The sequence below is a fragment of the Kitasatospora paranensis genome, assembly GCF_039544005.1.
Classification (GTDB): Bacteria; Actinomycetota; Actinomycetes; order Streptomycetales; family Streptomycetaceae; genus Kitasatospora; species Kitasatospora paranensis.
In genome coordinates, this window is sequence record NZ_BAABKV010000001.1 from 2,548,225 (window position 1) to 2,570,329 (window position 22,105).

Here is a 22,105-nt window from a genome sequence, read left to right on the forward strand (position 1 = left end):
GGCGGGCCCCTGCGGCGTTGCGGCGGCGCGGCCGCCGGTGCCGGAGGCTCAGACCGCCAGACAGCTCGGGCCGAGCAGCTGCTTGAGGTCGCCGAAGAGCGCCGGGTCGGACTTGACCCGGTGCCGGTCCAGCCGGAGCACGGTCGTCCTGCTGGGGCCCTCCAGGCGCAGCCGGACCTCGGTCGAGCCCTTGTGGTGGGTGAGGACCTCGCCGAGCCGGGCGACCAGCGGCGGAGTGATCCGGCCGCTCGGGATGTTGATCACGATCGGCGGCTCGGCGTGCGCGTTGGAGAGGTCGGGGACGGTCAGCTCCATGCCCATCAGCCGCGGCACGTCCTCCCGCTTGTCGAGCTTGCCGCGGACGAACACCACGGCGTCCTCGACGAGTTGGGAGGAGACCAGCTGGTAGCTGGCGGGGAAGAACATGCAGTCGATGGAGCCGGCGAGATCCTCCACGGTGGCGATCGCCCAGGCGTTGCCCTGCTTGGTCATCTTGCGCTGGAGGCCGGAGATGATGCCGCCGATCTGGAGGATCGACCCGTCCGGGCGCTCGGCGAGGTCGGCGACCGCGCAGTCCGCCTTGTCGGCGAGGACGTGCTCCAGGCCGTGCAGCGGGTGCGAGGAGACGTACAGGCCGAGCATCTCGCGCTCCTGGGTGAGCAGGAACGCCTTGTCCCACTCGTCCTCGGAGAAGACCACGTCGAGGCCGAAGCTCGGCTCGTCGGAGACGGTGTCGCCGCCGAAGAGGTCGAACTGGCCCTCGGCCTCCTTGCGCTTGACGCCGACCACGTTGTCGATCATCGGCTCGAACTGCGCGGTGAGGCCCTTGCGGGTGTGCCCGAGCGAGTCGAACGCACCCGCCTTGATGAGGGATTCGACGGTGCGCTTGTTGCAGACCACCGACTCGACCTTGTCCAGGAAGTCGGGGAAGGCGGAGAACTTCCCCTTGGCCCTGCGGGTGCGGATCATCGACTCGACGACCGGGCCGCCGACGTTGCGGATGGCGGTGAGGCCGAAGCGGACGGTGTCGTCGCCGTGCGGCGTGAAGTCGGCGTCCGACTCGTTGACGTCCGGCGGCAGGACGCTGATGCCCATCTTGCGGGCCTCGTTGAGGTAGACCGCGGACTTGTCCTTGTCGTCCTTGACCGAGGTGAGCAGGCCGGACATGTACTCGGCCGGGTAGTTGGCCTTGAGGTACGCCGTCCAGTAGGAGACCAGCCCGTAACCGGCGGTGTGCGCCTTGTTGAACGCGTAGCCGGAGAACGGGACGAGGACGTCCCACACCGCCTGGATGGCGGCGTCCGAGTAGCCGTGCTCGCGGCAGCCCCGCTGGAAGGGGACGAACTCCGCCTCCAGGATCTCCTTCTTCTTCTTGCCCATCGCGCGGCGCAGCAGGTCGGCCTGGCCGAGCGAGTAGCCGGCGAGGATCTGGGCGGCCTTCTGGACCTGCTCCTGGTAGACGATCAGGCCGTAGGTGGGCTCCAGGATCTCCTTGAGCGGCTCCTCCAGCTCCGGGTGGATCGGGGTGATCTCCTGCTGGCCGTTCTTGCGCAGGGCGTAGTTGGTGTGCGAGTTGACGCCCATCGGGCCCGGCCGGTACAGCGCCAGGACGGCGGAGATGTCCTCGAAGTTGTCGGGCTTCATCAGGCGCAGCAGCGAGCGCATCGGGCCGCCGTCGAGCTGGAAGACGCCGAGCGTGTCGCCGCGGGCGAGGAGTTCGTACGTGGGCTTGTCGTCGAGCGGCAGGTCCAGCAGCTCGATCTTGACGCCCTTGTTCTTCTGGATCGCCTTGACGGCGTCGTCCATGATCGTGAGGTTGCGCAGGCCGAGGAAGTCCATCTTGAGAAGGCCGAGGCCCTCGCAGGTGGGGTAGTCGAACTGGGTGATGGTGACGCCGTCGGTGTGCCGGGTCCAGACCGGGATGTGGTCGGTCAGCGGCTCGGCGGACATGATGACGCCGGCGGCGTGCACGCCGGGCTGGCGGATCAGGCCCTCGATGCCGCGCGCGGTGTCGATGACCTTGCGGACGTCCGGGTCGTTCTCGTACAGGCCGCGGATCTCGCCGGCCTCGCCGTAGCGGGGGTGCGAGGAGTCGGTGATGCCGGAGAGCGGGATGCCCTTGCCCATGACGTCCGGCGGCATCGCCTTGGTGATCCGGTCGCCCATTGCGTACGGGTAGCCGAGGACGCGCGAGGAGTCCTTGATGGCGGCCTTGGCCTTGATGGTGCCGTACGTGACGATCATGGCGACCTTGTCGGAGCCCCACTTCTCGGTCACGTAGCGGATCACGTCACCGCGCCGGCGCTCGTCGAAGTCGATGTCGACGTCGGGCATGGAGATGCGCTCGGGGTTGAGGAAGCGCTCGAAGATCAGGCCGTGCGGGATCGGGTCGAGGTCGGTGATGCCCATGGCGTAGGCGACCAGCGAGCCGGCCGCGGAGCCACGGCCGGGGCCCACCGCGATGCCCTGCTGCTTGGCCCACATGATGAAGTCGGCGACCACGAGGAAGTAGGCCGGGAACCCCATCTGGACGATGGTGTCCATCTCGTACTCGGCGAGCTTCTTGTGCTCCTCGTCGTAGCCGCCCGGGAAGCGCCAGTCCATGCCCTCCCAGACCTTGGCCCGGAAGAACTCCGCCTCGGAGGTGAAGCCCTCCGGGATCGGGAAGCGCGGCATCAGGTTCTTGAATTCGAACATGCCGGTGGTGTCGACCCGCTCGGCGACCAGCAGCTGGCTGTTGCGGCAGCCCTCCTGCCAGGCGTCGGAGGAGTCGAGGCCGTACATCTCGGCGGCCGACTTGATGTAGTAGCCGGTGCCGTCGAACCGGAAGCGGTCCGGGTCGGAGAGGTTCTTGCCGGTCTGCACGCAGAGCAGCAGGTCGTGGGCGCCGGCGTCGGACTCGGTGGTGTAGTGCGAGTCGTTGGTGACCACCGGCGGGATGTTCAGCTTCCGGCCGATCTCCAGCAGGCCGTCGCGGACCCGCTGCTCGATGTCGAGGCCGTGGTCCATCAGCTCCAGGAAGTAGTTCTCCCGGCCGAAGATGTCCTGGTAGTCGGCGGCCGACCGGACGGCCTCGTCGAACTGGCCGAGCCTCAGGCGGGTCTGCACCTCGCCGGAGGGGCAGCCGGTGGTGGCCATCAGGCCGGCCGCGTGCTCGGCGATGATCTCCTTGTCCATCCGGGGCCACTTCACCAGCCAGCCCTCGGCGTAGGAGCGCGAGGTCAGCTTGAAGAGGTTGTGCAGGCCCTGCCTGTCCCGGGCCCAGATGGTCTTGTGGGTGTAGGCGCCGGACGCGGAGACGTCGTCGCGCTTCTGGTGCGGCTGGCCCCACAGGATGCGCTTGGTGTTGGACCGGGACTCCGGGGCGACGTACGCCTCGATGCCGATCACCGGGGTGATGCCGGCGGCCGTCGCCTGCTTGTGGAACTCCGCGGCGCCGTACATGTTGCCGTGGTCGGTCATCGCGACATGCGTCTGGCCGAGCCGCTCGACCTCCTTGAACAGCTGCTTCAGCCGGGCGGCGCCGTCCAGCATCGAGTACTCGGTGTGGACGTGCAGGTGCGCGTACGGCTGGTCGCTCAAGGCGGGGCCTCCGGGGTCCGGGTTCGGGCGGGAACACGTGAGGCCCGAGCCACCACCGGGGCTCGGACCACGGCTTCCGGGTTCGCGGGACCGAGTCTAGTCCCCTGCCCCAGGTGTCACGGGACCGCCACGGATGCCCTCCGGCCTCTCACATTCGCCCCCCGCCCGGTCACGGATGACCACCCGGGGTTCCCGCCCGGTCATCGGCGCCGCTAGCCTCTGGCCCACGACGAACGAGGAGGATTCCCCATGGCCTACGGCCCGCTGGCGTACGGTCCGGTGGTACGCGAGCGCGAACAGAGCGGCGGCGGGCTGGTCGCCATCGGCGTGCTGCTGCTGGTGCAGCTGGTCGCGGAACTCGGGGTGCTCGGCTACGACGTCGCGCAGAAGGGCCCGGTCTACCTGCTGGACGCGCTCGGGCTGACCTACGACCACTTCGTCGACGCACCGGTGGGCTTCTTCGGCTGGGACGCCGCCTTCAGCGTCGCGCTGCTGGTCCTGGCGGTCGGCGCCTTCACCAAGGGGCGCTGGGTGCGCCCGGCCGCCGTCGCGCTGCTCGGGGTCGGCGCCTACCAGTCCGCGGCGTCCCTGCTCAACCAGCTGTTCTCGGCCACCTCCCGGCAGGCGTTCGCCCAGCCGATCGGCCACCTGTGGCTGAACCTGACCCTGGTGCTCTCCGTGGCGCTGGCGATCGCCGTCGCGGTGATCGTGCTGGCCACCCGCGCGCCCGCCCCGGCCGCGGCCCCGGCGCCGCCCGCCCTGCCGTACCCGCCGTACGTGCCCCAGCAGCGCCAGGGGCACCCGCCGATACCGCCGACCACCCCCGGCCCGCACACCCCGCCGCCCCCGCCGCAGGGTCCGCCGCAGGGCCCGCCGTCCCCCTGACGAACCGCCGCGGCCCGGGCGGGCGTCCCTGCCACCGGACCGCACAGCACCACCGCACGCACGTGAGGATCGACATGCCCGACCAGCCCACCGTCGCCGACCGCGAACCGGACCGCGCCGAGACCGTCCTGCGGGTCTTCGACTCCGCCTTCGGCGAGCTGCTGGCCCAGGACCCGGCGGCGTTCCGGGTCAAGTTCCGCAAGATGGCGGCCTCCGCGTTCGCGTTCTACCGCGGCACCGCCGCGCTCTTCTACGCGGACCTCACCGACGGGCCCTTCGCCGCGTACGGCGAGCGCTTCCTCGACGAGCACACCGGCCGGGTCTGGATCCACGGCGACCTGCATGCGGAGAACTTCGGCACCTACCTGAACGCCGAGGGCCGGCTGGTCTTCAACGTCAACGACTTCGACGAGGCCTATGTCGGCGCGTTCACCTGGGACGTCCAGCGGCTGGCCGCCAGCCTCGCCCTGATCGGCTACGCCAAGGCGCTGTCCGACGACACCATCACCGACCTGGTGCGCACCTTCGCCGCGGCCTACCGGGGGCAGATCGCCGCCCTGGTGGGCTCCGGCGACGCGGCCCGGTACACCCTGGACACCGCGGACGGCCCGATCCTCGACACGCTGCGCAGCGCCCGGCTGCAGACCCGGGTGGCGCTGCTGGAGGAGGAGACCGTGGTCGACGGCTGGGACCGCCGGTTCCGGATCGGCGGCGGCGCCTTCGAGCTGGACGCCGACACCCGGGCCGAGGTGCTGACCGCCTTCGCCGGGTACCTGGATACGCTGCCCCCGGCGTCCCGGACCCGCCCGGACGCGCTGCGGGTCAAGGACGTGGTCGGCCGCCGCGGGATCGGCATCGGCAGCGCCGGCCTGCCGTCGTACAACCTGCTGCTGGAGGGGCACACCGACGCCCTCGAGAACGACGTGATCATCTACCTGAAGCAGGGCCAGACCCCGGCGGTGGCCCGGCACGTCACCGACCCGGCGATCCGCGGCTACTTCGAGCACGAAGGGCACCGCACGGTCATCTCGCAGCGCGCCCTGCAGGCGCACAGCGACCCGTGGCTCGGCTACACCACCCTGCACGGCCGCGGGCAGCTGGTCGCCGAGGTCTCCCCGTACGCCGCCGACCTGGACTGGACGGACGTCAACGAGCCGGCCGACCTGCTGGCGGTCACCGCCTACCTGGGCCGGGCGACCGCGGTGATGCACGCGGCCGCCGCGGAGTCCGCCAGCGGCCACAGCCTGGTGCCGTTCTCCACCGAGCACGCCATCGACGCGGCGATCTCCGCCGACGAGGACGGCTTCACCGCCATGCTGGTGGACTTCGCCCACGCCTACGGCGACCGGGCCCGCCGCGACCACCAGATCTTCGTCGACCTCTTCCGCAACGGGCGCATCCCGGGGCTGTAGGTACGCCCGGACCCACGTTCCATTCGTCGTGATCAGGGCTTGGCACCAAGGGAGCTGCCTCCGTGCAACCGCGCGCCGACTTCCACGAGGACTTCGGGCTCAGCGGACTGACCAGGGTCGTCCAGTCCCGGTTCGTACCCCGGACCGAGGCCGGCTGTCTCTGCACCGCCCGGAACGTGCTCGAAGTGGAGGGACAACCCTTCGCGGAGGAGGTGGTGGAGGACGTCCGCCGTCTGACGCAGTCCTCACTCTCCGACGACGTGCTGTCCACCCTGTGGCTGGCGGCAACGGAGGCCCGCTTCGATCCGGTGGCCGCCGGTCTCGGCATCCGTGCGTGGCTGCTCCGGATCGCGGACACCTGCGTCGCCTGCATCCGCGAGGTGGAGCCGTCCTTCGACCCCGCGATGCCCGGTCCGGCCGGTCATCCGGAGATCCGGGACGCGGTCCTGGCGGAGCTTCGCGACATCGGGCCCGCGCTGGCGCAGAAGGCTGTCACCAGTCTCTACGCGCCACCGCTGCCAGCCCTCGTTCCATCATTGGAGGAGGCCGTCACCGAGCTCGGGCCCGATCTCGGATTCCGGCTCTTCCTCCGGGCCATGAAGGTGTACCTCGTACCGATCGGCCCGGGGCGCCTGGACAGGTATCAGCGGATCGGTCGAAGCCTCGGCTACAACGAACTCGTCGTCACCGACGGGAGCCTCAACATCTGGTACGACCTGGAGGACTGACGCGAGGTACGGCCGGCTCCGTCACTCCCCCGTCCGCAGTTCCTTCCGGATCACGAACCGCAGGCCCGAGTACGTGGCGTCCACCGCGCAGACCTTGTTGTCGACCAGGCCGGTGGGCAGGGCGACCTCCCGCAGGACGTCCTCGGTGAGGTCGGTGGCCACCCGGGAGGACTTCTTGGGCCAGGCGACCCAGAGGCCGGCGGCCGGGCGCATGGCGGCCCGCAGCTCGGCGAGCCGCCCGGCCAGCTCCGCCCGGTCGGCGGGGAACCAGAGGGCCACGTCGAACGGCTCGGCCGGGTCGGGCCGGCTCTGGCGGGTGAGGCCGTCCGGCAGGTCGGGCACGGCGAAGCCGGGCGGTGCGCCGGCGATCAGCAGCACCGCGCCCGGCGCGATGCCGAGCTTGCGGTGGAGCGGAATGCCCGAGTAGCCGGCGGCCGGCACGGTCAGCCCTCCAGGTCGGCGAGGAAGTCCAGCGCGGCCGCCCAGGTCCGTTCGGTGGCCTCCTCGTCCCAGTCCGGCAGCTCGGGGTCGGTGTAGAGGTGGCCGGCCCCGCGGTAGCGGTGGACCTCGACGTCGGCACCGGCCTTGGTCATCCGCAGGTACCAGGCGTTCAGCCAGTCCTCCGGCTCGAACGGGTCGGGCTCGGCGACGTGCAGCTGGACGGCCACCGAGGTCGCCGCGTCGTCGCGGATGTCCGAGGTGCCGTGCAGGAGCAGCAGGCCGGCGGCCCGCTCGTCGGCGAGCGCGAGGTTCTGGGCCAGCGCGCCGCCGAGCGAGAAGCCCGCGTAGACCAGGCCGGGGCCGTCCGGGGAGATCAGCGGCGCGGCGGCGGCGATCGCGCGGCGCAGCAGCTCGTCGTGGGTGATCTCGTCCTTGTACGCCATGCCCTCCTCGACGGTGTCGAAGGTGCGACCGTCGTACAGGTCGGGGGTGTGGACCTGGTGGCCGGCGGCGCGCAGCCGGTCGGCGGCGGCGTGCACGGCGGGGCGCAGGCCGAAGGCGGAGTGGAAGAGGACGATCTGGGCCACCGGGTGTTCCTTCGCTTCGTGGGCGTCGACCCGTCCATGATCCCCCATCGGTGCCGCGGGGCCCGGCTCGCGGGGCGAGCCGGGCCCGGTGGGTGCGGGGCGGAGGGGTCAGAACGAGGTGGTGACGGCCGCGCCGGTGAAGCCCTGCTGGGCGTAGAGGCTGACGTAGTTCCAGCCGGCGGGCGGGTTGGCGACGGTCAGCGACTCGGTGTTGCCGGCCGCCGTGGAGCGGGCCCCGTAGGAGCCGGTGGTGGCCCAGCCGGTGCCGCTCCAGTACAGGTCGGCGTTGCCGGTGCCGCCGCTGCTGGTGACGGTCAGCCGGGCGGTGCCGGCCGGCACCCACAGGTAGAGGTAGCTGTAGTTGCCGGTGGTGGCGGCCAGGCCGGAGCGGCGGCAGCCGTTGTCGAGCCGGCGGGTGTCGGCGGCGGTGCACTCGTCGGCGGGCGGGAGGCTGCCGCAGGTGCCGCCGCTGCAGGCGGTCAGCCAGGTGGCGAAGTCGGCGTCGTAGCGGGTGCCGATGGTGGTCTTCAGGTAGCTGCGGGCGCCGTTCCAGTCGCCGGTGCGGTACTTGGCGAGCACCGCGTCCATGTCGCCGCGGTGCGACTGGAGCATGTAGCGCACGGCCAGGTAGCCCCAGTTGTAGACCCGGGTCTGGTCGGCGTTGTCGTAGGTGGTGTCGAACAGCGTGCTCAGCGCGTAGGTGTGCCGGCCGGCCTGGGTCATCGCGTCGGTGTAGTCGACGCCGCGGTAGGAGTAGGAGACGTACTCGGCGAAGCCCTCGACCCACCAGACGGTCGGGGTGGTCTGGCCGGCGGAGAAGTCGCCCGCCATGTCGAACCGGCCGTCGAGGTAGTGGGTGTACTCGTGGTTGAGGTTCCAGATCTGGAAGGCCGGGCGCAGCCACTCGGCCTCGTAGGCGACGAACCGGGGCTGGTTGCCGGCCGTGGAGGGGTCGCCCTCCAGGTAGATGCCGCCGTTGTTGGTGTCGATGCCGTAGATCACGCCGGCGTAGGTCTGGTAGTCGGTGCTGGAGTCGAAGACGCAGACCTCGATGGTGGTGTTCCGGTCGTCGGCGACCGGGCCGCTGTCCCGGACGATGCCGTGCACGTAGGCGTCCTGGCCGGTCAGGCTGGTGCAGGTGGCGGCGAGTTCGGCGGCGGACATCTGCTGGGCGAGGATGCGGATGCTCGGCGAGCAGGTGGAGGTGGTGGTGAGGACGGCGGCCTTGACCCGGGCGGCGAGGTCGCAGGTGCCGTAGCCGGCGCAGTCGGCCTGGTCGTAGCCGTCCGCCATCTCGGCCATGCCCATCCAGAGTTGGGCGGTGCGGCCGGTCATGGCGCTGCGGCCGAGGAGGTTCTGCACCAGCGGCCGGACGACGGGCTGGAGGTCGGCGTACTGGAGGAAGCGGGCGAGTTCGCGGCCGGCGTTGGAGGTGAGGTAGCCCTGGGCGGTGCCGAGCAGGGCGTCGTTGGTGATCGCGAAGTTCGACAGGGCGTCCAGGACGCTGTGGTCGGCCCGGACGGCGGTGACGAAGTCGGCGGACTGGTGGCCGCGCCAGAGCACGGTGTAGGTGTTGTTGACGGCGGCGACCATGGACCCGGACGCGTCGTAGGCGCTGCTGTAGCCGGACAGCAGCCGGATGACGACCGACAGGTAGCGGGCGTTCTCGGCGGCGCTGTCGATCAGGGTGACGGCCTCGGCGAGGGTGCGGCCGTTGGCCTCGGTGACGTCGCGGGAGTGCGGGGCGGCGTAGAAGGCGTCGAGGGCGCCGCGGATCGCGCTCTGCAGGGTGCTGCCGTAGGTGCCGACGTCGGCCGGGTGGTACCACTGCACGTAGTAGCCGGCCCGCAGGTAGAGCACCAGCTGGGTGGCCGAGGTGCTGTCGTCGCCCGGGTAGGCGGCGGAGACGTCGCGCAGGGCGTCGGCGACGGTGACCATCTGTGCCTCGCGGAACGCGCCGTAGCCGTCGGTGCCGGTCAGCGTGAAGAGCGAGTTGACGCAGTCGACGCTCGCGGCCCTGATCTGCTGGACGAGGGCGCTGCCGGTGCGGCCGGTGAAGTCGCCGACGGCGCAGGCCGCTGCGGCGGCCGGGCGGGCCAGGGCCGCGGCGGGTCGGGCCGGGTGGTCGACGGGGGTGTGCGGGGCGCGTGCCGCGAGGTCCGAACTCCCTTGGTGCACCAGGGAGTCGGTTGCGGCGGCGGCCTGCGGGGCGGTGCCCCGGTGGGCGGGGGCCGCGGCGGGGGCGGGCCGGCTCGCGGCGGCCGCCCGGGTGTGGGCCGAGAAGAGCGAGAGGGCGAGGCAGCAGGCGACGGCGAGGGTGAGTCCTCGCGTCACGTGCCGCACGGATATCCGGAAGTAGCGCACGTGGGGGCCTCCGGGCCGGTCGACCGCCGCATGGGGAGCGGCGGTTGGGGTTGCGGGCAGGGCTGCGCAGTGGGGCTGCGGAGGACCCCGCCCTTGAAGGTGTGACATGTACCATTGCACACGTCACATGGCAGGCGGAACCCTCCTGCATCGTCACATCGGTGCCACGGCCGCCGAGTTGGGCCCCCGGGAGAGGGCGTCGCGGTGAAGACCGAACGAACAGTCGTCCCGAAGTCTGGACATCTGATTACTCATCAGTAGGCTCTGGGGGCGTGACAGAGCCCACCGACTCCGTGTCCCCCGCCACCCCCGGCCGCGCCGCCGCCGGGTGCTGAAGGCCGCCGCCCTGACCGCGGGCGCGGCCGTCCTTCCCCTCGCCGCGGGCGGATCGACGGCCACCGCCGCCACCGCCCCGCAGTTCCTGCACGGCATCGCCTCCGGCGACCCGCTCCCCGACGGCCTCGTGCTGTGGACGAGAGTGACACCCACCCCCGACGCCGTCCCCGGCTCCGGGGCCGGGCCGGACACCGACGTCGTCTGGCAGCTCGCCGGCGACCGGGCGTTCACCTCGATCCGCGCCAGCGGCACGGTGACCAGCAGCGCGGCCTCGGACCACACCGTCAAGGTGGACGTCCGCGGCCTCGACGCCGACACCCCGTACTGGTACCGCTTCACCGCGGGCGGCACCACCTCGCCGGTCGGCCGGACCCGCACCGCGCCGAAGGCCGACGCCGCCCTCGACCGGCTGCGGCTCGGCGTCGCCTCCTGCGCCAACTGGGAGGCGGGGTACTTCTCCGCGTACCGGCACCTCGCGGCCCGCGGCGACCTCGACGTCTTCCTCTTCCTCGGCGACTACATCTACGAATACAAGAGCGGCGAGTTCTGCGCCGCCGGCACCGTGGTGCGCCCGCACGAGCCCGCCCACGAGATCCTCACGCTGGCCGACTACCGCACCCGGCACGGGAAGTACAAGACCGACACCGACCTCCAGTCGCTGCACGCGCTCGTCCCGACCGTCGCCATCTGGGACGACCACGAGTTCGCCAACGACGCGTGGTCCGGCGGCGCCGAGAACCACACCCCGGCCACCGAGGGCGACTGGTCGGCCCGGATGGCCGCGGCCAAGCAGGCCTACTTCGAGTGGATGCCCGTCCGGCCGTCCGTCGCCGGCACCACCTACCGCCGGCTGCGCTACGGCAAGTTGGCCGACCTGCACCTCCTCGACCTGCGCTCGTTCCGCTCCGCGCAGGCCAAGGTCGGCAGCGGCGACATCGACTCGGCGGACCGCACCATCACCGGCCGGGCACAACTCGACTGGCTGAAGTCCGGGTTGTCCGCCTCCGACACCACCTGGCGGCTGATCGGGAACGAGGTGATGATCTCCCCCGTGGCGTTCTTCTCGCTGCCCGACTTCCTGCTCCGCCCGCTCGCCAAGATGCTCGGCCTGCCCGGCGAGGGCCTGGCGGTCAACCCCGACCAGTGGGACGGCTACACCCACGACCGGCGCGAACTCCTCGGCCACCTCAAGGACCACGGGATCGGCAACACCGTCTTCCTGACCGGCGACATCCACTCGGCCTGGGCCGCGGACGTCCCGTACGAGGCCGCCACCTACCCGGGCTCGGGCAGCGTCGCCACCGAGTTCGTGGTCACCTCGGTCAGTTCGGACAACGTCGACGACTTCCTGCACGTCGCCCCGCAGACCCTCTCGCTGGTGGGCGTGGCCGCGATCGAGGCCGCCAACCGCCACATCAAGTGGGTCGACCTCGACTCGCACGGCTACGGCGTCCTCGACATCACCCCGCAGGCCGTCCAGATGGACTACTACGTCCTCTCCGACCGCACCCGCAAGGACGCCACCACCAAGTGGACCCGCTCCTACCGGACCAGGACGGGCAGCCAGCAGGTCGAGCGCGCCTGGGCGCCCGTGAAGTGACACCGCCGGGCCGCCCGCGCACCCCGCGGGCGGCCCGGGCCGTCAGTGCGTCCGGGGTGCGAACCGGGCCGCCAGGTCTCCGGCGGTGAGCCGCTCCCATGCCTCGGGAGCAGCGTCCAGCGGCCCCGGGTACAGCCGGTACACCGCTCCGGAGACCTGCTCGGGAGCGGGTACGTCACCGTCGACCAGCGCAGCGAACGCCTTTGCCCCGGTGAGCCGTTCGGTCAGCGACCGGGGCTCCGGCCGATCGGGGGCGCGCCGTGCGCGCAGCCGGTCGGCGAACCGCTCCACCGGTTCGTCCGTGCCGCGCAGCCACGCCCGCACGCCCCCGCCGTCCCGGTCGCGGACGAGCACCTCGTCCGTCCCCGCGGCGGCCACCGCGCAGGCCAGGTCCCAGAGCGTGGCGCGGCCGCCGGGCGCGAAGTGCGCCAGGACGTCCCGGCAGAGCCCGCCCACCTCGTCGTGGTACCGGCGGATGCTGTGGAAGCCGCCGTCCGCACCGGTGTTGAGATCCGTCCAGGTGTACCGGCGGTCCGCCAGGTCGACGATCATCGGGACGCAGACCTTCGCGTCTCCCATCAGGTCCAGCCGCTGCCGGACGGCCTTCGGGTCGAAGTGCCCGACCGCCCCGTCCGCCGCGTCGAGCTGGATGAACCCCGCGAACGCATCGGTGAGTTCCTCGAAGGGGACGTCGTTGTAGCTGAACACCACCACCACCGCCCAGCGGGCGCCGCCGGCGGCCAGCCGCGCGAGGTCGAGGTCGACGAACTCGGTGGCGCCGTCCGGCGGCGGCGCGGAGACGAGGTCGCCGGAGTGCACGGCCGCACGGTCGCCGTGCACCAGCTCGGTGTAGTCGCACATCCCGGTGAAATGCCAGTCGTCGTCGTACAGCGCCACCGACAGGTCGAGGTCCACCCGCAGGTGCTCCGGCTGCATCCAGTGCAGGAAGAGCCGCAGCCGGTCGCCGCCCGGGAGCCGCTGGCGACTGCCCCGCGGCACCGCGACCAGCGTGCGGGCCGCCGCCCGCTCGGCGGACGGCACCATCAGGTCGGAAAGCGCCTCGTCCAGCACGGCGAGGTCGAGGCGCTCACCGCCCGCCCGCCGCAGCAGCTCCGTCTCGATCACCGAGCAGACCGGTGCGCCGAGGGCCGCGGGCACGACCGTGCCCTCGTCCCGGCGGGCGTGCGCCAGGGACACCGTGCCCCGGGGGAAGTACAGCCGCCGCTCGCCGTGCTCCCGGGCGCCGCGCAGCCGGCCGTAGGCCCCGAGCAGCGGGCCGGGGGCGGCGCCGCGGAGCGCCCCGGCGACGGTGCGCAGGGTCTCCTGCGGCAACGGCGCGCCCGGGACCGCGTTCTCGTGCACCCGCAGCAGGTGGTGGAGCCGGCGGGCGAGCTCGCCGGGGCGGCGGGCCAGCACCCGGGCGGCGCCCGGTGCGTCGCCGGCCGCCAGTAGGATCTCCACCCGCCCGGCGAAGCCGGTGAAGCCCAGGCGGGTCCGGCCGCCGGACTCCACCACCCGCAGCGGGGCGGGTGGTTCGGCGAAGGCGGCACCGACCGGGTGGTCGCGCAGGTCCGTGCCGCGCAGCAGGGCGAACGCCGCCGCCACGGCCGGGTACCGCTCGCGGTACTCGAACGGGTGGAGCAGTTCGCCGGCCCGCAGCCAGGCGGAGCGGTGCCGCCGCAGGTCCTCGGCGAGCGGGCCCGGCCCCAGGCCGTCCAGGATCGCCAGCAGGTCGCGGCGGAGCGGGCGCGGCAGGTTGCGCAGCCGCAGTCGGCGGGCGGTGGCGGGCAGCAGGTCGGGCTCGGCGCCCGACCAGGCCCAGAGCACCCGCAGCACGTCGGTCGCGGTGTCGATCCGCGCGGCGAGCACCGGCAGGGCCAGGGCCCGGTCGCGGCGGAGCAGCGCGGCGAGCACCGTCGCCTTGGTCTCCCGGACGGGGATCTGCTCCGGCAGCCGCTCGGGCAGGTCGGCGGGGGCGAGCGTGAGGAGTGCGGCGAGGTCCTCGCGGTCCTGCGGGTTGAGAGGCGTCCGGCGGGCGAGCAGCCGCCTGAGGTCGGCGAGGGCGACGGTGACCGCATCGCCCTCGGCGAGCCGCAGCGGGCGCAGGGTCTGCTGCCCGCCGAAGTCCTGCGCGGCCCGGTGCCCGGCCGGGTTGTCCGCGCCGAGGTACGTGCCTGCGGCCAGGCCCGTCCCGCAGAGCGGGCAGCGGTCGGCCCGTCGCTCGGCCACCAGCCCGGCGTGGCAGCCCGCGCACAGCAGGTGGGCGCAGGGGGCGAGGGCGCCGATCCCGGCCTCGGCGCCGGTGCGGCCGCAGTGCGCGCACGGCTGGCGCGGCTGGTTGAGCAGGAACGCCCGGATGCTGCGCGAGTAGAGGATGTGCGCGTGATCGGGCACCGCGTCGGGGAAGCGGTGGAAGAGCGCGAGGTGCCGGCGGTCCGCGCCGAGCAGGTGGTCGATCCGGGCGAGCAGCCCGCCGCCCGTCGCGGCCAGCGCGGTGGGGGTGGAGCGGGCCAGTGCGGTGCGCAGTCCGCCGGTCAGCAGGTAGCCGCGCTGGGCGAGGTCGGCGTCCAGGGCCACCAGGCCGTCGGCGCTCCAGGGGTCGGTGGCGGGGAGCAGGTCGCCGGTCGGCACGCAGACGACGCCGCGGCGGCGGAGCAGGAAGGAGTCGAGGTCGACATCGGTCGAGGCGACTCGGGTCATACGCGGGATCCCCCGAGAAGGCGTACGGGAAAAGAGAGAGGCGGGCGGAGAGGGGGCGCACTGGCTGGTTTCGGAAGGGTGGAGAAGGAAGCACGCCGCGGAGCCGCCCGCAGCGAGGACCCTAGCGAAGCCGCCGCCGGACGCCCACTGCTTTTTCGGCGGGGTGTCAGGACACGATGTCCTTGCGCGCGAAGCCGCGGAAGGCGACGGCCAGCAGCACGATCGTGTACGAGAGCGACAGCGAGACGCCCTGGATCATGCCGCCCCACTCCAGTTGCGGCTGGAGGGCGTCGGCCCAGGCGTACTGCCAGTGCGCGGGCAGCCACTCGCGCAGGCCGCCGAGGGCGGTGATGGAGTCCAGGACGCTGCTGATGATGGCCAGGAAGACCGCGCCGCCGACCGCGCCCAGCGGGGCGTCCGTCGCGGTCGACAGCCAGAACGCCAGGGCGCCGATGACGAGTTCGCCGAGCAGGATGAACGCGACGGCCAGGCCGAGCCGGGGCAGCGCCTCGGCGGCGGGCAGCGTGGCGCCGGTGGGCAGCCGCAGGTCGCCCCAGCCGTACGCGGCGGTGCCGACGGCCAGCCCGACCAGCGGGAGCAGCAGCACGGCCGCCGCGGAGAACGCCACCCCGACGGTGAACTTGCGGGCCAGCAGCCGGGCCCGGGGCACCGGTGCGGCCAGCAGGTAGCGCAGGGAGGACCAGCTGGCCTCGGAGGCCACGGTGTCGCCGCAGAACAGCGCCACCGGGATGACCAGCAGGAAGCCGGTGCCCATGAACAGCATGGTGGCGGCGAAGTTGGGCCCGGAGGCGGTGGCGAGCTCGATGAAGGTGGTGCGGTCCGGCCGGGAGGGTGCCGCCGATCTGGAAGGCGAGCAGCACGATGAACGGCAGCGCGACCAGCACCCCGCCGACCACCAGGGTGCGGCGGCGGCGCAGCTGCCGGACGGCCTCGACCCTCAGGGGCAGCGTGCGGCGGGCGCTGTAGCCCGTCGCTGCCGTGCTGGCGCTCATGCCGTGCCTCCGATCAGGGAGAGGAACGCGTCCTCCAGGCGGCGGTGCGGCCCGACCCCGGCGACGGGGACGTCGAGCCGGACGAGTTCGGCGATCAGCCGGGCCGGGGTGGCGCCGTCCAGGCGCACCAGCAGCCCGCCGTCGACCACGGCGGCGGAGTCGACACCGTCGAAGGCCGCGACCTTCTCCGCGGCGACCGCCAGCTCGGCCGGGCCGTAGCCCTCGGCGGTCGCCACCAGCACCTCCTCGCCCCCGCCCACGACGTCGGCGACGGCGCCTGCGGTGATCAGCCGGCCGCGGTCCATGACCACCAGGTGGGTGCAGCTCTGCTCGACCTCGGACAGCAGGTGGCTGGAGACGATGACGGTGCGCCCGGCGGCCGCGTAGCGGATCATCACCTGGCGCATCTCGCGGATCTGCGGCGGGTCGAGGCCGTTGGTGGGCTCGTCGAGGATCAGCAGATCGGGCAGGCCCAGCATGGCCTGGGCGATGGCCAGGCGCTGGCGCATGCCCTGCGAGTAGGTGCGCACCGCCCGGTCGAGGGCCTCGCCGAGGTCGGCGATGGCCAGCGCCTCCTCCAGGTGGGCGTCCTCCTCGGGACGGCCGGTGGCCTGCCAGTACAGCCGCAGGTTGGCCCGCCCGGTGAGGTGCGGCAGGAAGCCGGCGCCCTCGACGAAGGCACCGACCCGGGAGAGGACGGGTGCGCCCGGCCGGACGGCATGGCCGAAGATCCGGATCTCGCCGGCGTCGGGCCCGATCAGGCCCATCAGCATCCGCAGCGTGGTGGTCTTGCCGGCCCCGTTGGGGCCGAGCAGGCCGAGCACCTGGCCCTGCTCGACGCGGAACGACAGGTCGCGCACCGCGTACCGGTCGGCCGCGCCCTTGTACCGCTTGCTCAGGCCGGTGATCTCCAGCGGCACGTCGGCGAGCGCCGGGTCGGTCGGCAGCTGCGGGCGCCGCCGGCGGCGGCCGAGGACGAGGGCGGCCGCGGCGGCGATCGCGAGCAGCGGCAGCACCCAGACCCGGGCGGGCAGCGGCGCGGACTCGGTGTGCAGCCCGGTCACGGTGGGCACGGCGAGCGGCCCGGCCACCGCGATCCGGTAGGTGGCGGGCGCGGCCGGCGAGGCGTACGCCAGGTCGGTGGAGGCCAGCACCACACGCAGCCGGTGACCGGCCGGGAAGGAGTGGTCGACGGCGGGCAGGGCGATCGTGACGGTGCGTCCGCCGGGCGCGTCTGCGCCGGTGACCCGCAGCGGGGCGACGAGCTGCTGCGGCAGGGTCTGCCTGCCGTCCGGCGCGACGTCGTAGAGCTTGGCGAAGAGCACCGCGTCGGGCCGGTCGGCGTGCACGGTGACCCGGACGGTGGGACGGCCGGTGAGGTCGACGGCCGCGGCGAGCGGCGCCGAGTCGAAGCCTGCGTACTGGCCGGGGAAGTCGAGGGCGAGGCCGGCCCCGAGCGAGGCGGCCTGCGAGAGCGCGCCGATCCCGGGCACGGAGGAGATGTTCGGCGGGGCGCCGCCCGGCGGGTTGGCGATCTCCTGCTCGCGGCCGGCGAGTTCGACGCTGCGGGTGGCGGTACCGCCGAGGCCCGGGTAGGTGTCCGCGTCCGCGCCGCGCAGCACCGCCTGGAAGCCGGTGGAGTCCACGCCGCCGGTGCGGGTGACCCGGAAGGCGGGGCCGGTGTCGGTGGGCCTGCCCGCCAGGTAGTGGTCGAACCAGGCGGTGACGCGGGCGTCGGTGCGTTCGCTGCCCTCGGTGCCGCCGTCGTGCCCGCCGGCGAACCAGTCCACGGCGACGGGCGCGCCGTTCGCGGCGACCGCCTTCGCGATGGCGTCGCCCTGGTCGAGCGGGAACAGCGAGTCCTGCTGGCCCTGGACGACCAGGGTCGGGACCTTGATCCGGTCGGCGACCGAGGACGGGCTGGACTTCTCCAGCACCGTGACCGCGTCGGCGTCCGGCCGGCCGGCCGTGGCGACCCGGTTGTACATCGCGCAGAGCGAGTCCAGGAACCTGCCGCAGCCGACCGGGCCGGCGGCGGCCGGGGCGCCCGGCCGGGCCGTCAGGTCGCCGGCCGAGCCGGTGGTGAAGAAGATCCCGGCCCACAGCTTCTTGAAGACGCCGTCGGCGGCGGCGCCGCCCTGCACACCCTGCGGGAAGAGCGCGTCGGCGAGGTTCCACCAGGTGATGCCGGAGGCGACGGCGTCGATCCGCGGGTCGTACGCGGCGCCGAGCAGGGCGGCGCCGCCGCCGTACGAGGCGCCGGTGATGCCCACCCGGGGTCGCCCGGCGCGTCGAGCCGGACTTCGGGCCGCTTCGCGAGCCAGTCGACGAGGTGCCGGACGTCCTGGATCTCGCGGTCGGGGGCGTCCAGACCGATCTTGCCGGTGGAGTGGCCGAAGCCGCGGGCGGACCAGGTCAGCACCGCGTAGCCGGCCCGGGCGAGCTGCCGGGCGCGGTCCCGTTCGCCGTCCTTCGAGCCGCCGAAGCCGTGGGCGAGCAGGATCGCCGGGCGCGGCGTGGAGCCGGTGGTGAAGAAGGAAGTGTCGATCCGCACGGTGGCGGAGCTGCCCGGGGTCTCCGGCATGGTCAGGAAGCGGTCCTCCTGCCGGACTCCCGGCCCGGACGCGCCGGTGGCGGTACCGACCGCCCCCACGACGACCAGCACCGCCACCACCAGCAACGCCACCAGCGCGCGCCGCTCTTCAGCCGGCTGCGCCAGGCCCTACCGAACCCCATGGACACCGACCCTAACGGCGATCGGCGTAGGGGCGCCGTAAAGGCGGTTCGGTCACGATCGCGTCGGCGCGGCGGCAGGGTGCCTCACTCCGTCCGAACGGCCATCAGCAGGCCGGAGGCCCACGTCAGACGGACGGTCCGCAGATCCGGTCGGCCGGTCAGGTCGGCGATCAGCTCCTGGACGGACGCCAGGTGCCCGTCCGGCCAGCCGGGCTGCGGCAGCAGGTCGTCGATCAGGTACGTGCCGCCGGGGGCGACCAGTTCCAGGGCCCGTTCCAGGTGGGTGAACTTGCCGGGCCAGGTGTCGGCGAAGACCAGGTCGAACGGCGGCCCGTCGTACGCCTCCAGCCAGGCCCCGCCGTCCGCGGTCACGAACTCGGCCCGCGGGTCGGTGGCCAGTGCGGTGCGGGCGAGTGCCTGGACGTCGGCGTCCAACTCCACGCTCACCAGCCGGGCGCCGGCGTCCATGCCGCTCAGCAGCCAGGCGGCGCCCTCGCCCGCGCCGGTGCCGAGTTCGAGGATCCGGCCGCCGGGCCGGGCAGCCGCGAGGACGGCGAGCAGGCTGCCCGTCCGGTCCTCGCACGACAGGGTGAAGCCGTGGGCGGCCGCAGCCGCGCGCAACACGCTTACGGCAGGCGGCAGATGGGTCGGAGTGTCGTCCATCCGGCCATCCTGGCGGGGCCGCCGGAAGGGCTGCCACCGGATTTCGAGGGGCGGACACGATCGACCCGCGGGCGTTCCCGGTGGCAGGCGGCGGTCGAGCGGATGCGGCGCGGCCGGCTCCGGGCCGGATGCCCCGGCCGGGCCGGGGCGCTCAGCACCAGGCGCCGCCGGTACGGCTCGCCCGGGCCTCCAACGTCCAGCCGGGGCCGCCGCCGAGGTCCCAGCTCATCGCGAGGTGGGCGGTGGTGCCGCGGAGCGGCTTGGTGAAGCACAGGCCGATCCGCTCGCCGGACGGATCGCGCCGCCACGCGGGCTCGTCCCGGTCCGGCGGCGCCGGCTGCCATCCGTGCCGGGCGGCGGCGGCCCGGTAGTACGCCACCGTCTCCGAGCGGCTTGCGGGTTCGGCGTAGCCCCGGCCCGCGTAGGCGAAGCGGTCGTCCTCGTCGCACCCGCCGTAGGCGTCGCCCTCCGTCCGCGCGCCGTCCGGTGTGCCGAGGGCCAGCGTCTCCGCGGCGAGCGGCTCCCGAAGGCTGCGGTCGGCGGCGGAGCAGCCGCCGAACAGCAGGTCGGGGGCCAGGCACACGGCGGCGAGGACCGGCACGGCCGGCACGGCGGCCCACAGCAGCGTCATGGACCGGCGCGCGGTCAGCACGGGCCCGTCCCGTCGCGGTCGACGGCCCCCGGAACACCCGCGGCTCCCGCCCGAAGATCGTTCACGGGCAGGAGCCTAGTGCCAACCGGCGGACCGGAGTCAGGGCACCCGGGTCAGGGCAGCAGGGTCAGAGCACCCGGGTCATGGTGCGGTGCGGAATGCCGGCGTCGTCGTAGACCGGGCCCTCCGCGGTGTAGCCGAGCCGCTCGTAGAAGCCGAGGGCCTGGACCTGGGCGTGCAGCTCCAGCTCGCGGGCGCCGTGCTCCCGGCCGGCCTGCTCGATGGCGCGGACGAGGCCGACGCCGAGGCCGGTGCCGCGGGCGGGCTTGCGGACGGCGAGCCGGCCCAGCAGCACCCGGCCCTCGATGCCGGTGATCCCGAACGCGTGCGACCCGTGGATCAGCCGGCCGGTGCCGAGCGCGACGCCGTCCTCGCCGAGGGCGAGCACGTGGAGCGAGGTCGCGTCCAGCGCGTCGTACTCCAGCTCCTCGGGGACGTTCTGCTCCTCGACGAAGACCTCGCGGCGCACCGCGCGCACCTGCGCGAGCTGATCCTCGGTGACCGCCACCGTGATGTCGGCCATGTCAGCTCTCCGACGCGATCACGTCGAGGGCCTTCTGCAGGTCGGCCGGGTAGTCGCTGCGGAACTCGACCCACTGACCGTCCGAGGGGTGCTCGAAGCCGAGCTGGACGGCGTGCAGCCACTGGCGGGTCAGGCCGAGCCGCTTGGCCAGCGTGGGGTCGGCGCCGTAGGTGAGGTCGCCGACGCAGGGGTGGCGCAGCGCCGACATGTGCACCCGGATCTGGTGGGTGCGGCCGGTCTCCAGCTTGATGTCGAGCAGGGAGGCGGCGCGGTAGGCCTCGATGAGGTCGTAGTGGGTGACCGAGGGCTTGCCGTCGCGGGTGACCGCCCACTTCCAGTCGCTGCTGGGGTGGCGGCCGATCGGGGCGTCGACGGTGCCGGACATCGGGTCGGGGTGGCCCTGGACGAGGGCGTTGTACTTCTTCTCGACCACGCGGTCGTGGAACTGCCGCTTGAGGTCGGTGTAGGCGCGCTCCGACTTGGCGACGACCATCAGGCCGGAGGTGCCGACGTCGAGGCGGTGCACGACGCCCTGGCGCTCGGCGGCGCCGGAGGTGGAGATGCGGTAGCCGGCGGCGGCGAGGCCGCCGATCACGGTGGGACCCGTCCAGCCGGGGCTGGGGTGGGCGGCGACGCCGACCGGCTTGTCGATCAGCACGAGGTCGTCGTCGTCGTGGACGATCCGCATGCCCTCGACGTGCTCGGCGACGATCCGCACCGGGGCGGCGGGGGCCGGGATCTCGACCTCCAGCCAGGAGCCCGCCGTCACCCGGTCCGACTTGCCGGCGGCGGCGCCGTCGAGCGTCACCTTGCCGTCGGCGGCCAGCTCGGCGGCCTTCGTCCGGGAGAAGCCGAACATCCGGGCGAGGGCGGCGTCGAGTCGCTCGCCCTCCAGGCCGTCGGGAACGGGAAGGCTGCGGGTCTGCGCTGCAATACTCACCCGTACGAGTATGCCCGACCGGACGGGGCGGCCGGACCGGCCCGCCCCGTGCTCACTCGGCGGTGGGGTCCGCTCACTCGGCGGTGGTGTCGTCGTCCTTGCCCGCGCGGGCGCTGTGGTGGCTGTGGTGGACGGAGCCGTCCGGGTTGGAGCCGCGGAACGAGAGCAGCACCACCAGGATGCCGCCGCAGACGATCGCGGAGTCGGCGAGGTTGAAGACCGCGAAGTGCTGGACGGAGATGAAGTCCACCACGTGGCCGCGGAAGATGCCGGGGGCACGGAACAGCCGGTCGGTGAGGTTGCCCAGCGCGCCGCCGAGCAGCAGGCCGAGGGCGACGGCCCACGGCAGGCTGTGGAGCCGGCGGGCGATCCGCCAGATGACGACGATGACGGCGGCGGCGATGGCGGTGAAGACCACGGTCATCGCCTGGCCCATGCCGAAGGCGGCGCCGGGGTTGCGGATCACCTGGAAGGTCATGACGTCGCCGATGACCTGGATCGGCGGGCGGCCCTCCAGCCGGGCGACGACCAGCAGCTTGCTGCCGAGGTCGATCAGGTAGGCGAAGAGGGCGACGGCCAGCAGGACGCCGATGCGGCGGCGGCGCACCGCGGCGGCCGCCCCGGAGGCGGCGGTGGCGCCGGCGGGGTCGGCCTGCGCCCCGGCGGGTTCGTCCACGGCACTCTCCGGCTCGTGCGGCACGTGCGCGGTGGGGACGGCGTCGTCCTGGGTCTGGGGGGAACCTGGGGTGCTGATGATCCGCTCCGCTGCCGTGTGCGATCCCGGCCGGCCGCAGTGGACCGACCGAGGGGCCGACGTTACGGGGACGAGCGTACGGCACTCGCAGGTGCGGACGCCCGCCTCCCGTCCCCGTCGGTGGGCACC

Annotated in this window: 14 protein-coding genes and 2 pseudogenes; 4 read left to right on the plus strand and 12 right to left on the minus strand. The window is 73.3% G+C overall.

What is annotated here, in order from left to right; all coding sequences use genetic code 11:
* Window positions 1–48: 48 nt before the first annotated feature.
* The gene (gene dnaE / locus ABEB13_RS12565) at window positions 49–3,582 is read right to left on the minus strand and encodes a DNA polymerase III subunit alpha (RefSeq protein WP_345705576.1); all 3,534 of its coding nucleotides are present in this window, start codon (window positions 3,580–3,582) and stop codon (window positions 49–51) included.
* Window positions 3,583–3,831: 249 nt separating this feature from the next.
* Between dnaE and ABEB13_RS12570 the strand changes: the two genes are divergently transcribed.
* The 3 genes from ABEB13_RS12570 (at window position 3,832) to ABEB13_RS12580 (ending at window position 6,607) form a co-directional block, all read left to right on the plus strand.
* The gene (locus ABEB13_RS12570; protein ID WP_345705577.1) at window positions 3,832–4,467 is read left to right on the plus strand and encodes a hypothetical protein; all 636 of its coding nucleotides are present in this window, start codon (window positions 3,832–3,834) and stop codon (window positions 4,465–4,467) included.
* A 74-nt stretch (window positions 4,468–4,541) separates the two neighbouring features.
* Window positions 4,542–5,879: a DUF2252 domain-containing protein gene (locus ABEB13_RS12575; protein WP_345705578.1), complete on the plus strand. Its 1,338-nt coding sequence runs from the start codon at window positions 4,542–4,544 to the stop codon at window positions 5,877–5,879.
* A gap of 62 nt (window positions 5,880–5,941) precedes the next feature.
* Window positions 5,942–6,607: a hypothetical protein gene (locus ABEB13_RS12580; RefSeq protein WP_345705579.1), complete on the plus strand. Its 666-nt coding sequence runs from the start codon at window positions 5,942–5,944 to the stop codon at window positions 6,605–6,607.
* A 21-nt stretch (window positions 6,608–6,628) separates the two neighbouring features.
* Here ABEB13_RS12580 and ABEB13_RS12585 read toward each other — a convergent pair whose 3' ends face one another.
* The 3 genes from ABEB13_RS12585 to ABEB13_RS12595 are packed head-to-tail and all read right to left on the minus strand — an operon-like array spanning window position 6,629 to window position 9,969.
* A complete protein-coding gene (locus tag ABEB13_RS12585; RefSeq protein ID WP_345705580.1) occupies window positions 6,629–7,048 on the minus strand; it encodes a DUF3052 domain-containing protein in 420 nt (139 codons plus the stop codon).
* Window positions 7,049–7,050: 2 nt separating this feature from the next.
* Window positions 7,051–7,683, minus strand: a complete 633-nt coding sequence (locus ABEB13_RS12590) for a dienelactone hydrolase family protein (protein WP_345705581.1) — start codon at window positions 7,681–7,683, stop codon at window positions 7,051–7,053.
* A 60-nt stretch (window positions 7,684–7,743) separates the two neighbouring features.
* Window positions 7,744–9,969 carry a M9 family metallopeptidase gene (locus tag ABEB13_RS12595; protein WP_345705582.1) on the minus strand — a complete coding sequence of 742 codons (2,226 nt, stop codon included), beginning with the start codon at window positions 9,967–9,969 and terminating at the stop codon, window positions 7,744–7,746.
* A gap of 358 nt (window positions 9,970–10,327) precedes the next feature.
* Between ABEB13_RS12595 and ABEB13_RS12600 the strand changes: the two genes are divergently transcribed.
* Complete coding sequence (locus ABEB13_RS12600) at window positions 10,328–11,935, plus strand: alkaline phosphatase D family protein (RefSeq protein ID WP_345705583.1); 1,608 nt, start codon at window positions 10,328–10,330, stop codon at window positions 11,933–11,935.
* Between the two features lie 42 nt (window positions 11,936–11,977).
* On the opposite strand, the gene ABEB13_RS12605 is transcribed toward ABEB13_RS12600, so the two are convergent.
* From ABEB13_RS12605 to lspA, 8 genes and pseudogenes are all read right to left on the minus strand, one after another.
* Window positions 11,978–14,635, minus strand: a complete 2,658-nt coding sequence (locus ABEB13_RS12605) for an MXAN_6230/SCO0854 family RING domain-containing protein (RefSeq protein WP_345705584.1) — start codon at window positions 14,633–14,635, stop codon at window positions 11,978–11,980.
* Window positions 14,636–14,801: 166 nt separating this feature from the next.
* Window positions 14,802–15,648, minus strand: a pseudogene (locus tag ABEB13_RS12610) (ABC transporter permease).
* Window positions 15,645–18,367 (minus strand): annotated as a pseudogene (locus ABEB13_RS12615) (alpha/beta fold hydrolase). The pseudogenes ABEB13_RS12610 and ABEB13_RS12615 overlap by 4 nt, the downstream one beginning before the upstream one ends.
* Window positions 18,368–18,468: 101 nt before the next feature.
* Window positions 18,469–19,047 carry an O-methyltransferase gene (locus tag ABEB13_RS12620; RefSeq protein ID WP_345705585.1) on the minus strand — a complete coding sequence of 193 codons (579 nt, stop codon included), beginning with the start codon at window positions 19,045–19,047 and terminating at the stop codon, window positions 18,469–18,471.
* Window positions 19,048–19,198: 151 nt separating this feature from the next.
* Entirely contained in the window at window positions 19,199–19,699 is a 501-nt protein-coding gene (locus ABEB13_RS12625; RefSeq protein WP_345705586.1) for a hypothetical protein, read from the minus strand.
* A 127-nt stretch (window positions 19,700–19,826) separates the two neighbouring features.
* Entirely contained in the window at window positions 19,827–20,282 is a 456-nt protein-coding gene (locus ABEB13_RS12630; RefSeq protein WP_345705587.1) for a GNAT family N-acetyltransferase, read from the minus strand.
* A 1-nt stretch (window position 20,283) separates the two neighbouring features.
* Complete coding sequence (locus ABEB13_RS12635; RefSeq protein ID WP_345705588.1) at window positions 20,284–21,222, minus strand: RluA family pseudouridine synthase; 939 nt, start codon at window positions 21,220–21,222, stop codon at window positions 20,284–20,286.
* Window positions 21,223–21,295: 73 nt separating this feature from the next.
* Window positions 21,296–21,898 carry a signal peptidase II gene (lspA, locus tag ABEB13_RS12640; RefSeq protein WP_345705589.1) on the minus strand — a complete coding sequence of 201 codons (603 nt, stop codon included), beginning with the start codon at window positions 21,896–21,898 and terminating at the stop codon, window positions 21,296–21,298.
* Between the last annotated feature and the right edge of the window lie 207 nt (window positions 21,899–22,105).

What these genes read in the sequence shown, in the direction of transcription:
- ABEB13_RS12570 (WP_345705577.1), top strand. Translation starts at nt 3,832, where the DNA reads ATGGCCTACGGCCCGCTGGCGTACGGTCCGGTGGTACGCGAGCGCGAA.
- ABEB13_RS12575 (WP_345705578.1), top strand. Translation starts at nt 4,542, where the DNA reads ATGCCCGACCAGCCCACCGTCGCCGACCGCGAACCGGACCGCGCCGAG.
- ABEB13_RS12590 (WP_345705581.1), bottom strand. Translation starts at nt 7,683, where the DNA reads ATGGGGGATCATGGACGGGTCGACGCCCACGAAGCGAAGGAACACCCG.
- ABEB13_RS12605 (WP_345705584.1), bottom strand. Translation starts at nt 14,635, where the DNA reads ATGACCCGAGTCGCCTCGACCGATGTCGACCTCGACTCCTTCCTGCTC.
- ABEB13_RS12620 (WP_345705585.1), bottom strand. Translation starts at nt 19,047, where the DNA reads ATGGACGACACTCCGACCCATCTGCCGCCTGCCGTAAGCGTGTTGCGC.
- ABEB13_RS12630 (WP_345705587.1), bottom strand. Translation starts at nt 20,282, where the DNA reads ATGGCCGACATCACGGTGGCGGTCACCGAGGATCAGCTCGCGCAGGTG.